This is a genomic window from Pelobium manganitolerans (assembly GCF_003609575.1).
GTDB lineage: Bacteria > Bacteroidota > Bacteroidia > Sphingobacteriales > Sphingobacteriaceae > Pseudopedobacter > Pseudopedobacter manganitolerans.
Map to the genome: position 1 here is coordinate 128,199 of NZ_MBTA01000012.1, position 13,148 is coordinate 141,346.

Genomic DNA, 13,148 nt, shown 5'->3' on the forward strand with positions numbered 1-13,148 from the left:
CATAATGAACTACTTAAAATCACTACTGATTGTATTGTTAACAGCAATGGGCACAAACCAAGTTTTTGCTCACGCTTTATGGATAGAAACCGACGTGAACGGCAAGCTGAACGCCAAACACGAGGTAAAGATATTTTATGGCGAGTATGTAGCTAACGAGCGCGACTCGGTGCAAAAATGGTATTCTGATGTGAGAGACTTTACACTATGGTTAACCACGCCAAAAAACGAAAAAATTAAGTTAGAAACTAAAGCAGGTGCCAATTATTACGGCGCCAACTTTACGCCAACGCAAGAAGGCGTGTACCTGTTAACCGTGGTGCACGAAGCTAAAGAACTGGGTGGTACCACCAAATACGAGTTTTCTTCTGTAGCGCCGGTTGCAGTAGGTAAAAACGCCGTAATTTCCGGCAGCGCAATTGCCAACCCATTACATGCAATAGCTACAGAGGCCAAAGTTTATAAGGTAAACAGTGCTGTAAAAGTTAATGCTTATTTAAACGGAACCGCCGCGCAGGGCAAAACCGTTACTGTTTTTTCGCCCGAAGGTTGGAGCAAAGACTTTACAGTAAGCGCAGATGGCACCATTGAATTTTTGCCGCTGTGGCCGGGCCGTTATGTGCTTGAAGCAAGCAATTACGAAGAGAAAAGCGGTCAGCATAATGGCAAAGCATATACCGCTGCTTGGCAGGGCGCCACTTCTTCTTTTGTGGTAAGCAAATAACAATGAAACTAAGTCCTGTTTGCTCTTAGCTGGTTGCTTAGAGCATTCAGGCGCTAATGTCAAAAAAGCCGTACGGCGGCAACCGTACAGCTTTTTAACCGCTGAGAAGCGGCTTCTTTCAACGTCAATCAAAAGTAAATGCAATTTAAAAAATTTTTGTTGCTAGGGATATTGTGTTCCGTCTTCTCTGCAACTTTTTCGCAAAACAAAAGCGCAACAATTACCGGCAAAGTTTTAGATGAAGATGGCATTGCGCTACCCGGTGCAATTGTTAAACTCCAAGAGAAGGCAATAACCTTAACTACAGATGCAGACGGTGCTTTTACGCTAAAAAATCTAATTGCAGGAAATTACCAGCTAAATGTTTCGTCTGTTGGGATGCTTCCGCAACAGAAGCAGGTGACTGTGAAAGAGGGAAGTACCGTAAACGTGAAATTTGTGCTAAAGGCCAATGTACAAAATCTGCAATCGGTTAAAGTGTATGGCCGTACCGCATCGCAAGAAGTAAATCGTCAAGCTTTTGCAGTTACTGCCATAGATGCAAAAAAACTTTACAACACAACCCTTGATATCTCGGGCGCCTTAGACCGTGTTTCGGGTGTGCGTGTGAGAGAATCTGGTGGCGTTGGTTCTAATTTTAACCTGTCTTTGAACGGGTTTTCTGGAAATAATATCAAATATTTTATCGATGGGATACCGATGGATAATTTTGGTTCATCGTTCCAGATCAACAATATTCCGGTTAACATCGCCGAAAGGATTGAAGTTTATAAAGGGGTGGTACCCATGTGGTTAGGTTCTGATGCCTTAGGCGGAGCGATAAATATCGTGACCGGAGATAGATATAGAAATTATGTAGATGCTTCTTATTCTTACGGGTCTTTTAACACGCATCGAAGCGTTGTAAATGCAGCTGTAACTTCTAAAGGCGGTTTAACAGTTCAATTAAATGCCTTCCAAAATTACTCCGACAATAATTATAAAGTGCAGGTAGAGGCTTCTGACATCAACACTGGGGCATACTCGCCAAAGGCTACAATTCGTCGTTTCCACGATACCTATCACAACGAAGCACTAATCGTAAACGCGGGTGTTGTAGATAAGAGTTTTGCGGATAAACTTTTACTCGGGATTACGCTAGGGCAAAATTATAAGGAGATACAAACGGGGGCGCGTATGGTTAGCGTATTTGGGGGTTGGCACCGCCGTGGAAATACCATTATGCCAAGCCTGAAGTACAAAAAAGATAATTTGGTAAAAGGCTTAAATGTTACGCTTAACGCGAATTATAACTTGGGTACAGAACAAAACATCGACACCATGAACGTACGTTTTGATTGGTATGGCAACAGCATCCCAAACGGTACCAGCGGCGAACGCTCACGCACCTTGTATAAGTATAAAAATAATAACGGCTTGGTTACTGCAATGGCCAATTATAAAATTAGCGAAAGGCAGTCGCTAGCTTTAAGCAATGTTTTTAGCACTTTTGCCAGAGAGGGGAGCGATGCTGCAAATCCAAGTAACAACAATTTAGAGAGGCCTAACAAAACCAATAAAAACGTATTGGGTTTAGGTTATAATTACGATGTGAAAGATGTTTGGTCCGTTACCGTTTTTGGCAAACACTACCTGCAAAATACATCGGTAAAAGGTGGCCCTACTGCTACAACAAGTAAAGTTGGATATGGTACCGCGGTAAGCTATTTTGTAAAGCCAAACCTTCAGCTAAAATCATCATATGAACATACTAACCGTTTGCCAGATGCTATTGAGTTTTTTGGTGATTTAGAAAACCAAGAAGGTAATTTAGATTTAAAACCGCAAGCCAGCGACAATTTCAACATAGGTATTATGTACGATTTTGCGCTAAATGACAACCACCATTTTTCTGTTACTGGCAACGGAGCGTTAAGGCACGCAAAAGATTTTATTTATACCCGCCTCAACAATAACCAAAGCAAGTTTATAGCAGACAACCGAGATGGGGTAAGCACTTGGGGGGCAGATGCGGAGCTTCGTTATTCGTACAAAAACTGGTTGAATGCCGGCGCTACTGTTACTTATCAATATTTAAGAAATCTGCAAAAATATGAGATTGACCAAACTACCGGCAAGTATTATACGAGTGTAAGCCTCCTATACCTCAATCAAATGCCAAACATCCCTTTCCTGTTTGGCAATGTGGATGCCTCTGCTACGCTGAGAGATTTGGGGCAAAAAGGAAACAGCTTTACAGTGGGGACCAATTTGTTGTATGTACATGATTTTTGGCTGTATTGGCCGGCTTACGGAACCTCTAAAGGTAAGTATGGCATTCCTTTACAAATAGCTTTAGATGCCAACGCGGTTTATAGCTTTCATAACGGACGTTACAACCTAGGGTTAGAGGTGAAAAACATTACCGATGCTTTGATGTATGATAATTTTAGCCTCCAAAAACCTAGCCGAGGTTTCTACCTGAATTTTAGATATTTCATTAATAAACAATAATTAACAACAATAAATCAATATAATTTCACATGAAAACTACTTTCTCAAAAGCTATCGCAGCTGTTGCAATAACTGCAACCTTGGCTTCTTGTTCTAAAGATGACGGGCCTAAAAACCCCGGCAATTTTATATTAGCCGTTACGCCTGCAGCCTCTACCGGCGTAGCAGATTATCTGGTAACCGCGGGTAGTTTAGATACCGGAAAAGTTTCTATAATAGGTAACGGTCTTGAACAGGACGGAACTTATCGTTACTATTTGACAACAAACAACAAATTTTACAGCATGTTGTACGGGCAAGGTAATCCAGGAGCGGTAACTGCTTACAGCATTCAACAAGGCAGTTTAGTTAAGCTCACAAATTTCCAAACTGAAACTGTGCAGGCTTTTGCCCCTGTTAATAACGATATCTTGCTAACAAAGGTTCCGCGCTCAATTGGTGCAGATAGCACAGTTTACACCTATTACCAAGTTAATACTAGCACAAACACCATTGGTAAACGTGGAACCTTAGATGCCTTGGCTCCGGCAAACAATGGCGAAATAGCACATTTTAGCTGGTTGCAACAGGTGGGCAATAAAGTGTTTGCGCCATTTTTCCCAATTAAAAACAACAGTTTCGACTCAGATTTTCACGATCAGGCTTGGATCGCGGTTTACTCGTACCCAGACATGAAGTTGGAGAAAACCATTAAAGATGACCGTACAAGTTTTATAGGACGTTATTTTGTAAATGGTTTAGGCGTTGTAGAAAATGGGGATGTTTATGCGTTCTCTAGCTCGGTTTCTACTACTTCTGATTTAGTAGGAGATAAAAACGTTAAAAGGTTTACAGATACTAAACCTTCTGCTATCACTAGGATTAAAGCAGGTTCAACAGAGTTTGATAAGAGTTACTACTTCGATTTTGAAGCAAAATCCGGAAATTATTATATCACAAATTGGTTGTATATAGGCGGCGGAAAGTTTGTGGCTCATATCCAGCCAAAAGCAAAAAAAGGCGCTTATACTGCCGGTAGCGAATTAGCGATTGTTGATGTAAACGCCCAGAGCGTAACAAAAGTAACTGGTTTGCCTAAATTGGAAGACATTAGCGGGCTAACCACCAACAACTACACACCCAAAGACGGCAGAACCGCCTATATTGGCGTTAACCTAGCAAATACAAAATGCTATGTGTACAAAATTGATGCTTCTACGGCAACTGCAACGCAAGGTGTTGAAGTTATCGGAGGCAAAATTACTGCGGTACAACACCTAGACTAATCTTTAATCCCCGCAATGGCTTTTAAGCCATTGCGGGGTTTTTCTCCGCCGGACCCTTCATCTACCCGTGAATTATGTGCAACAAAGTAACGCTCAGCAAAAAAGGAGCGGCCCACATCAGCTACTGTGCGCAATGTAAACACATTTATATCTGGCACCGCAATTTGATGCTTACGTTTTCTGATGCGCAGTTCCGTTCCTTTAAAAAATATACCGAAAGTCCGGATTTTAACGAAAGCTTTTACCGTTTCCCGGATGGCGAAAGCAGGTTGATTTTGCATACCCCAAACGCCGACATTTGCTTCGCTTTTACCGAAGACGAATGGACAGATTTTTACGCTGCCATGGAAGAGGCAGAATATATGTGTGGCGTTTACCGATTGATTTATTGAGTGGCTTATAGCTCATAAGTTTGTTTGGGTGTTAGTTTTCGAGGTACAGTTGTTGTATTTTGCTAAACTAGTATGGATCTTTTTTCGAACACAGATACGCAAAACTTATTGCCTTATGACGGGGCACTTACCTATTACGGGCAAATTATGAGCCTTTCACAGGCTAATAATTTCTTATCGCATCTGTTGGCAGAAGTTCCTTGGAAAAACGATGAAGTGGTGATTTATGGCAAGCACATCGTTACCAAAAGACAAATTGCCTGGTATGCAGATGAATTGGCTACATATACCTACTCCAATACCGAAAAAATGGCTTTGCCATGGTCGCCCACTTTGTTAAGCCTTAAAAGCATGGTAGAGGATATTACTGCAAAATCGTTCAACTCTTGCCTGTTAAACCTTTACCATAACGGCGAAGAAGGCATGTCTTGGCATAGTGATGACGAGAAAAAACTGGGCAAAAACACCGCCATAGCTTCTTTAAGTTTTGGCGCCGAGCGGAAGTTTGTTTTTAAGCACAAAAAAACCAAAGAAAAAGTAGAGTTATTATTGCCTAACGGCAGTTTATTATTGATGCACGGCGAAACGCAAAGTCATTGGTTGCACAGCTTGCCTGTAAGCAAAAAAGTGAAGTTGCCGCGTGTTAACCTAACTTTCCGTACAATTATTAGTGCTACAACGTAACGTTTTTTGCGCCACAAACGTCTTATATTTGAAGCATTCTTTTAAGGCGCATGAAAATTTATCGTATCCTAGTTTTTTTTTCGGCAATACTCATTTTGCAGGCTTGTAGCAGCGGAAAAAAATCTTTGCAAAGTGGCAATTACGATCAGGCTGTGTACACGGCTATCAATCGTTTAAAAAGCAATCCTACAAAAAGTAAAGCGCTAGAAACCCTAAAAAAAGGTTACGATTTTGCGCTTAAAAGACATCTTAATCGTATTGCTGATGCAAAATTGAGCGACGATGTTTTTAAATGGGAGCAGGTGCTGGCAGAGTACCGGTCCATCAACAATTTGGCAAATGCCATTGGCGATTGTCCTGCTTGTTTGGCTTTAATCCCAAATCCCGAAAAATATATTGAGGAACAAAACGACGCTAAGTATTTTGCCGCTTTGGCGCGATATAATGAAGGACTAAGGTTGTTGGAGCTAAAAAATAGGGCCGATGCCCGCGATGCTTATTACCATTTTGAAACGGCGGACCAGCTTGTGCCGGGCTTTAAAGATGCAAAGTTAAAAATGGACGATGCTTATTGGGCTGCTGTAATAAGGGTACGGGTAGAGCCGGTGCAGGTTAACTCGCGCCTATACAAATTGAGCAACGAGTATTTCCAAAATAAGATAGATGAGTACCTAAAAAATTACGAGGCAAAAAGTTTTGTGCGCTTTTACAGTCCGGCCGAAGCGCGTATGGCTAAAGTAAAGTTTGACCAAGTGCTGCAACTCAGTTTTGATGATTTTTTGGTTGGGCAAACCTACGTGAAAGAGCGGATAGAGGATATCAAAAAAGACAATGTGAAAATTGGCGAAACGCGCGACTCTGTACGTAAAGCAATTTACGGCACCGTTACCGGCAAGCTCACCACTTTCGAAAAAACCATTACCTCTACCGGTTTGCTTGATTTTAGGGTTATTGATTTGGCTAGCAATAAGGTGATCCGCCAAGATAAACTGCCCGGTACTTATGTTTGGACAGATACCTGGGGCGCCTATCGTGGCGATGAACGCGCTTTAACAGAAAACGATAAAATCCTGCTCAGCCGCCGCGAAAGCAGACCACCATCTCCACAAGATTTATTTTTAGCCTTCACCAAACCTATTTACGATCAGTTGGTGCAACGCATCCACAGCTTTTACCGCGCTTACAATTAGTTTGTAATGGAATTGTAGCTTGTTGCCTATTTGTGTTTGCTTAAGCGTAGCATTTTTATCTTTGCGCCATGTCCAACACTTTGTACCAGCCTTTTAAAAAAATGACGTTTGATAACGCTCATTGTTTTTTAAGCGGAGAGGCGCTGTCCGCTCAGCAACAAGTTAACGTATTTCCTAAATGGCTTACAGATAGCTATAATTTAAGTGATGTGCCTTTTAAAATGCTGGACGAAAGCATGGTAACCTATGCGGCTATCACTTTGCCTTGCAGTGATGCGGTTCGCCAAAAGTTAGATGATTTAGAAAACACCATCCAAACCGCTTTTGAAGCGGGTTATCAAGCTGTAAAAAACCTAGACCCCGATTTGCTTTTTTTATGGGCGGCTAAAACTGTTTATGGCGTTATCTTTAAAGAAATACAGGTTGCAATTAGGCAGCAGCATACCTATGCCGAAGGCTTTAACATGTCGCAAGGCTTAATCCACAAGTTTTCTATGTTGCATACCATGTTGCAACAGTTAAACCACGAGCTTGTTTTCGAGAATTTTAAGCCTTATAGTTTGTTCTTATGCCCAGTAAAAAATGCCGAAAATGAATTCGCTTATCGCGATGAAATAAACACCCTAAGTTTTTCTTTACGGATAAAGGATTTTGGTTTGTTGCTTTGTTTGCAAGATAACGGCGCCAACAAAGTTTACCATCAAGATTTATGGGCTAAAATTGAAGGCAAAACCTTGCATCCAATTCAGTTTGAAGAACTTTGCGCCAAAGTGTTTTATTCGGCTTACCTATTTAACCGCTTGCCAGAGTATCAGGTAATCACTACGGATGACGCCATTTATTTAGAAACTATGCCACTGCGAGGCATGAGTGCCAAGCCTATTTTTGATGATTGGCAATTTAAAACTTACGGACAGGTGGCCGAGAATTTTTGGAAGCGCTGGGGATTTTTGCTCTTGGAAATCATCAAAAACCCTGATAAGCCAATGAGTTTTTTGTTAGATGACGATGGCAAGTTTAAACCCGCAGAAAGTATTGATTTGCCTTTAGCCTGAGCATTAGTTTAGATTTACGAAGTTTTTGAGACTTCGTAAATCTTAAAACGCGTCAAGCCTTAGCTTCTAATTTTACGCCTCAAACGTTTCTAATAATTTTGAATGATTGAATTTTGAATGAGTGAATATTGTTTCACCTTCTTACACCTTCAACCTCAAGCCTTTAACCTTACACCTTCAACCTCAAACCTTCCGCCTCTAACGCAGTTTCTCATTATCCCGATGCCTCTTGGCGTCCCGTACCGATTTTTTTTCTAAGTTTTTTTGCAAAGCATCTGTTAAATCGATGCCGGTTTGGTTCGCCAAACAAATTAAAACAAACAGTACATCGGCCATTTCATCGGGCAAATTCACTGCTTCATCAGACTTTTTGAACGACTGCTCGCCATATTTGCGCGCCATAATGCGGGCAACTTCGCCCACTTCTTCCATTAATATCGCGGTGTTGGTAAGCTCGTTAAAATAGCGGACGCCCGTGGTTTTTATCCACTCGTCAACCAGGTTTTGTGCTTCTTTTAAAGTCATTCTTTGTTTTTTGTGTCAATAGTGATGGTTACTGGGCCATCATTTACAAGGCTAATTTTCATGTCGGCACCAAAGATGCCAGTCGCAATTTTTCGGTTTAAGTGCTGTTCTAAAATAGCAATGGCTTTTTGGTACAAAGGCACGGCAATATCAGGCTTAGCGGCGTTTATAAAAGATGGCCTGTTGCCTTTTTTGGTTTGTGCAAATAAGGTAAACTGAGAAATCAGCAGAATATTACCGCCTACATCCAACACAGATTTATTCATTAAACCAGCTTCATCACTAAAAACGCGCAGGTTAACAATTTTCTGCATTAGCCAATCCAAATCGCTTTGGTCATCATCATTAGCAATACCCAACAGCACTAAAAAACCGTGTTTAATTTGTCCGCTTATTTCTCCGTTAACTGTGCATTTTGCTTCACTTACTCGCTGTATAACTGCTCTCATTAAAATAAAGATAAAACCAAAATATTAAATGTAGGGGTGAAATTTGCGCTAACGATTGAAACGGCATCCTTTTTTTGTCTTTCGGATGCGCGCTGGGTAAAAAAAGATACAGTGGAAAGCGTGTAAAAGCGCCCTAAATTTTTAAAAGAAACAATAAAGCGGATTAGCCAACCACGTGATACAGGCAAACACGGAAGTACCAAACCACTTAAACAAAAATAGGCCGCCCGATAAACGTGCAGCCTATTCAGCTTTTAAAACCACGGGTTACAAAGATTTAGAAAACGCTAAAATATGCTCAACCACAGCAGCCGACGGATTTTTTATCAATTGATCCAAAGCGGGTTTCAATTCATCTAAAAATTCAATCTCGTGGCGCAACAAGGCCTCGCCAGTATTTCTGAGTTCTCCGTTGCTATCTACAACCGGATTTAAAGTAGGAGTAATGGTTTCCATCATAAGCTTTTTTAACGTTTTGTTTAAGATAGAAACGCTAACTCCTACGGCTTAGTATTTAGTGGTGTAACAAAAACACTTACGCTTTTAGCAGTTGTTCTTTGTTGGTCATCATTTTCCGCAAATTGTTTAGCGCATAACGCATGCGCCCCAGCGCGGTATTAATGCTTACGTTGGTCAGCTCGGCAATATCTTTAAAGCTAAGCTCGCCGTAGTGGCGCATAATTAGCACTTCTTTTTGTTCTGATGGCAGGTAATGGATGAGTTTTTTTAAATCATCGTGCGTTTGTTGCTTCACCATTTTTTCTTCCATACTCTCGTCATGGATGCCCAAAACGTCAAAAATATCAAAGCCATCAGAGTTGGTGATGGTTGGGTTGCGCTTCTCTTTCCTAAAATGGTCAATCACTAAGTTGTGGCCAATGCGCAATACCCAAGGCAAAAACTTACCCTCTTCGTTATATTTTCCGGCTTTTAGCGTACGGATCACTTTGATAAAAGTATCCTGAAAAATATCTTCTGCTAGATATTCGTCTTTTACCAAAAGGTAAATGGAAGTGTAAATTCTGGATTGGTGACGGTTGATAAGTTCGGAGAGCGAAGCCTCGTTTCCCTGAATATAAAGGTGCACCAACTCTTGGTCGGTTTTTTCTTGAAAGCTCATAATAGATCCCTACTTTAAATTGTGAGTTTTAATAATTTATGTTAAGTAGTTTTCTATCTATATGCTTCCTTTTTAAATTCTCAATTTTGCCAAATGAAATGATAATTTTTAAAATTATCAACATAAATATAATGTTTAAACGGCAAATAAATTAATTAGCCAAAACAAAATAACATTACTATGATGCAGGTTTTATCCATATTCCATAAAGCCTTTGCATAATATACGAAAAATAATATCAAAAAGATTCAATAAGCGCCTGTGTTTGCCCTGTCTCATTTTATGGCCTTATGCCTAAAATTCTTAGGATTAGCCGTATTTTTGCAAATCCTTTTTTTTAAAGGTTTTTGATTTAGCAAGAGAATTGCAGAGAGACAAAGAATGAAAGAAGCAGCAGATCCGCAACACCATATATTAATTAAAGGCGCCCGGGTGCACAACCTCAAAAATATTGATGTTGATATTCCCAAAAACAAGCTGGTGGTAATCACCGGCATGTCCGGCTCCGGAAAATCATCCATAGCTTTTGATACCCTTTATGCCGAGGGGCAAAGGCGTTACGTAGAAAGTTTGTCGTCTTATGCGAGGCAGTTTTTGGGTAGGATGAACAAGCCTGATGTGGATTATATTAAAGGCATTGCGCCCGCCATCGCTATTGAGCAAAAGGTAATCACCTCTAATCCGCGATCAACGGTGGGCACATCCACAGAAATTTACGATTATCTAAAATTACTGTTTAGCCGCATTGGTAAAACTATTTCGCCTATCTCTGGCCAGCAGGTCAAAAAAGATTCGGTGAGCGATGTGGTCAACTATATTTCGGCATTGCCAGAAGACAGCGTAGTTACCGTTTTATGCCCGCTTTATCCGCACAACAACCGGACGCTTAAAGAAGAGCTTGCCGTGCTGTTGCAAAAAGGTTTTTCGCGGATTGTGATAGACCATCAGATACGCAAGGTTGAAGATATTCTGGAAGACACCAGCGTTGAAAACGTAGAGATTAAAGACGAGCATAAGCTTTTGATATTGGTGGACCGCATTGTCACCAATGAAGAAGATGAAACTTTAAGCCGTATGGCCGACTCGGCGCAGACTGCTTTTTTTGAGGGTAAAGGCGATTGTTATGTGGAGTTTGAAGGCGAACGCAAGCATTTTTCGGACAGGTTTGAGCTGGATGGGATGCGTTTTGAAGAGCCCACACCAAACTTCTTCAGCTTCAACAATCCATACGGAGCATGCCCTAAATGCGAGGGCTTTGGTAAAGTGCTGGGTATTGACGAAGATTTGGTAATTCCCGACAAGTCAAAATCTGTTTACGATGGCGCGATAGCGCCTTGGCGTGGCGAAAAAATGCGCGAGTGGTTGGATGAGCTGGTTAAACATTCGGCGAAATTCAACTTCCCCATCCATAGGCCGGTGAGCCAGCTAAGCGCCGCAGAACGCAAACTGCTGTGGACAGGCAATAAATATTTCAAAGGTTTAGATGCTTTTTTTGTTTACCTGGAAGAGCAAACGTATAAAATACAGTATCGGGTAATGTTATCGCGCTACCGCGGAAAAACAAATTGCCCCGATTGTTTTGGCAGCCGTTTACGGCCGGATGCGGCTTACGTCAAAGTTGCCGGCCAATCTATCACCGATTTGGTGTTGATGCCCTTGAAAGAACTGTTGCCGTTTTTCCAGAATTTAGCACTAGATGAGCGCGACCAAAAAATAGCCAAAAGATTGTTGCTAGAGATTAGCAACCGCATTTTGTTTTTAAACGAGGTAGGTTTGGGATATTTAACGCTTAATCGCTTATCCAACACCTTATCTGGTGGCGAATCGCAACGGATTAATTTAGCCACTTCATTAGGAAGCTCTTTGGTGGGCTCGGTATATGTTTTGGACGAACCTAGCATTGGTTTGCACCCCAAAGATACCAACCGCTTAATTGGCGTCTTAAAATCATTACGCGACGTTGGCAACACCGTTTTAGTGGTAGAGCACGAAGAAGAGATGATGCAGGCTGCCGACCATTTGATAGATATTGGTCCCGAAGCTGGAACTTTAGGTGGCGAGCTGATTTTTGCCGGTACTTACGATCAGATTTTGAACGATAAAAACAGTCTTACCGGCAAATATTTAAGCGGCCAAGAAAAAATCGAAGTGCCTGCAAAACGCAGAAAGCCGATAGATTTTATAACCGTAAAAGGCGCGCGGGAAAACAACTTAAAACATATTGATGTTAAATTCCCGTTGAACGTACTTTGTGCGGTAACCGGGGTTTCTGGCTCGGGAAAAACATCTTTGGTTAAACGGATTTTACTGCCGGCGCTACAAAAGTCTCTGGGCAATTACTCGGGCGAGCAAACCGGCGCTTATGACGGTATTGACGGAGCCATCGGTGAAATTACCGGAGTAGAAATGGTGGACCAAAACCCGATTGGCCGTTCGTCGCGCTCCAATCCGGTTACTTATGTTAAAGCTTGGGACGAGATCCGCTCGCTATACGCCGGACAGCCATCCGCGAAAGCGGCCGGATTAAAACCTGCAGCTTTTTCTTTTAACGTAGAGGGCGGCCGTTGCGAAGTTTGCCAAGGTGAAGGCGAGGTTAAAATTGAAATGCAGTTTATGGCAGATATATTTTTGCCTTGCGAAGCCTGCAACGGAAAGCGCTTTAAACAGCACGTGCTTGACGTTACTTACAGAGACAAAAGCGTGGCAGATGTGCTGGAGATGACGATAGATGAAGCGCTGCGGTTTTTTGCTGATGAGCCTAAAATCGCCTCTAAATTACAGCCTTTGGCTGATGTTGGCTTGGGTTATGTACACTTGGGCCAATCGTCAAACACGCTCTCGGGCGGTGAAGCGCAACGTATAAAACTGGCGTCTTTTTTAATTAAAGGCAACAATAGCTCTAAAACATTATTTATTTTTGACGAGCCCACTACCGGTCTTCATTTCCACGACATTAAAAAGCTTTTAAAATCTTTTGAAGCTTTAATTGCCCAAGGAAACACCATTATTGTGATTGAGCATAACATGGATGTTGTCAAATGCGCCGATTGGGTGATAGACATTGGCCCCGAAGGCGGAAACGAAGGCGGTGATTTGGTTTTTGAAGGAACACCCGAGGGATTGGCTAGTTGTGAAACTTCTGCTACAGGGAAGTATTTAGGGGAGAAATTATGATAGAGTTCATTAAGCTCATTGTTTATTGCAAATCGGAAAAGGAGTTCAGTAGTTCATTCTAATGTGGAAACTCATTA

General features: G+C 41.6%; 12 protein-coding genes. 8 read left to right on the forward strand and 4 right to left on the reverse strand.

Annotation, left to right across the window (positions count from 1 at the left end; translation table 11 throughout):
• The first annotated feature begins 4 nt into the window (after positions 1 to 4).
• From BCY91_RS07155 to BCY91_RS07185, 7 genes are all read left to right on the forward strand, one after another.
• The gene (locus tag BCY91_RS07155; protein ID WP_120181279.1) at positions 5 to 724 is read left to right on the forward strand and encodes a DUF4198 domain-containing protein; all 720 of its coding nucleotides are present in this window, start codon (positions 5 to 7) and stop codon (positions 722 to 724) included.
• A 138-nt stretch (positions 725 to 862) separates the two neighbouring features.
• Positions 863 to 3,217 (forward strand): TonB-dependent receptor, encoded by a 2,355-nt coding sequence (locus tag BCY91_RS07160; RefSeq protein ID WP_120181280.1) that lies wholly within the window; start codon positions 863 to 865, stop codon positions 3,215 to 3,217.
• 29 nt (positions 3,218 to 3,246) lie between these two features.
• A complete protein-coding gene (locus BCY91_RS07165; RefSeq protein ID WP_120181281.1) occupies positions 3,247 to 4,482 on the forward strand; it encodes a DUF4374 domain-containing protein in 1,236 nt (411 codons plus the stop codon).
• 74 nt (positions 4,483 to 4,556) lie between these two features.
• Complete coding sequence (locus tag BCY91_RS07170; protein ID WP_120181282.1) at positions 4,557 to 4,874, forward strand: DUF6686 family protein; 318 nt, start codon at positions 4,557 to 4,559, stop codon at positions 4,872 to 4,874.
• A gap of 72 nt (positions 4,875 to 4,946) precedes the next feature.
• Positions 4,947 to 5,558 carry an alpha-ketoglutarate-dependent dioxygenase AlkB family protein gene (locus BCY91_RS07175; protein ID WP_120181283.1) on the forward strand — a complete coding sequence of 204 codons (612 nt, stop codon included), beginning with the start codon at positions 4,947 to 4,949 and terminating at the stop codon, positions 5,556 to 5,558.
• Positions 5,559 to 5,608: 50 nt separating this feature from the next.
• Complete coding sequence (locus BCY91_RS07180) at positions 5,609 to 6,748, forward strand: hypothetical protein (protein ID WP_120181284.1); 1,140 nt, start codon at positions 5,609 to 5,611, stop codon at positions 6,746 to 6,748.
• Positions 6,749 to 6,816: 68 nt separating this feature from the next.
• Positions 6,817 to 7,803 carry a hypothetical protein gene (locus BCY91_RS07185; RefSeq protein ID WP_120181285.1) on the forward strand — a complete coding sequence of 329 codons (987 nt, stop codon included), beginning with the start codon at positions 6,817 to 6,819 and terminating at the stop codon, positions 7,801 to 7,803.
• Positions 7,804 to 8,001: 198 nt separating this feature from the next.
• Here BCY91_RS07185 and BCY91_RS07190 read toward each other — a convergent pair whose 3' ends face one another.
• The 4 genes from BCY91_RS07190 to BCY91_RS07210 form a co-directional block, all read right to left on the reverse strand.
• A complete protein-coding gene (locus BCY91_RS07190) occupies positions 8,002 to 8,328 on the reverse strand; it encodes a nucleotide pyrophosphohydrolase (RefSeq protein WP_120181286.1) in 327 nt (108 codons plus the stop codon).
• A complete protein-coding gene (gene dtd, locus BCY91_RS07195; protein WP_120181287.1) occupies positions 8,325 to 8,777 on the reverse strand; it encodes a D-aminoacyl-tRNA deacylase in 453 nt (150 codons plus the stop codon). Before dtd ends, BCY91_RS07190 begins: the two co-directional genes overlap by 4 nt.
• 267 nt (positions 8,778 to 9,044) lie before the next feature.
• Entirely contained in the window at positions 9,045 to 9,236 is a 192-nt protein-coding gene (locus tag BCY91_RS07205; protein WP_120181289.1) for a hypothetical protein, read from the reverse strand.
• Between the two features lie 76 nt (positions 9,237 to 9,312).
• Positions 9,313 to 9,897, reverse strand: a complete 585-nt coding sequence (locus BCY91_RS07210; protein WP_120181290.1) for an RNA polymerase sigma factor — start codon at positions 9,895 to 9,897, stop codon at positions 9,313 to 9,315.
• Positions 9,898 to 10,278: 381 nt separating this feature from the next.
• Here BCY91_RS07210 and uvrA point away from each other — a divergent pair, with 381 nt between their 5' ends.
• Complete coding sequence (uvrA, locus tag BCY91_RS07215) at positions 10,279 to 13,071, forward strand: excinuclease ABC subunit UvrA (protein WP_120181291.1); 2,793 nt, start codon at positions 10,279 to 10,281, stop codon at positions 13,069 to 13,071.
• Positions 13,072 to 13,148 lie beyond the last annotated feature (77 nt).

Coding starts and splice junctions, on each gene's coding strand:
- BCY91_RS07175 (WP_120181283.1), top strand. CDS start 4,947: ATGGATCTTTTTTCGAACACAGATACGCAAAACTTATTGCCTTATGAC.
- uvrA (WP_120181291.1), top strand. CDS start 10,279: ATGAAAGAAGCAGCAGATCCGCAACACCATATATTAATTAAAGGCGCC.
- BCY91_RS07165 (WP_120181281.1), top strand. CDS start 3,247: ATGAAAACTACTTTCTCAAAAGCTATCGCAGCTGTTGCAATAACTGCA.
- dtd (WP_120181287.1), bottom strand. CDS start 8,777: ATGAGAGCAGTTATACAGCGAGTAAGTGAAGCAAAATGCACAGTTAAC.
- BCY91_RS07160 (WP_120181280.1), top strand. CDS start 863: ATGCAATTTAAAAAATTTTTGTTGCTAGGGATATTGTGTTCCGTCTTC.
- BCY91_RS07180 (WP_120181284.1), top strand. CDS start 5,609: ATGAAAATTTATCGTATCCTAGTTTTTTTTTCGGCAATACTCATTTTG.
- BCY91_RS07205 (WP_120181289.1), bottom strand. CDS start 9,236: ATGATGGAAACCATTACTCCTACTTTAAATCCGGTTGTAGATAGCAAC.
- BCY91_RS07155 (WP_120181279.1), top strand. CDS start 5: ATGAACTACTTAAAATCACTACTGATTGTATTGTTAACAGCAATGGGC.
- BCY91_RS07190 (WP_120181286.1), bottom strand. CDS start 8,328: ATGACTTTAAAAGAAGCACAAAACCTGGTTGACGAGTGGATAAAAACC.
- BCY91_RS07170 (WP_120181282.1), top strand. CDS start 4,557: ATGTGCAACAAAGTAACGCTCAGCAAAAAAGGAGCGGCCCACATCAGC.
- BCY91_RS07185 (WP_120181285.1), top strand. CDS start 6,817: ATGTCCAACACTTTGTACCAGCCTTTTAAAAAAATGACGTTTGATAAC.
- BCY91_RS07210 (WP_120181290.1), bottom strand. CDS start 9,897: ATGAGCTTTCAAGAAAAAACCGACCAAGAGTTGGTGCACCTTTATATT.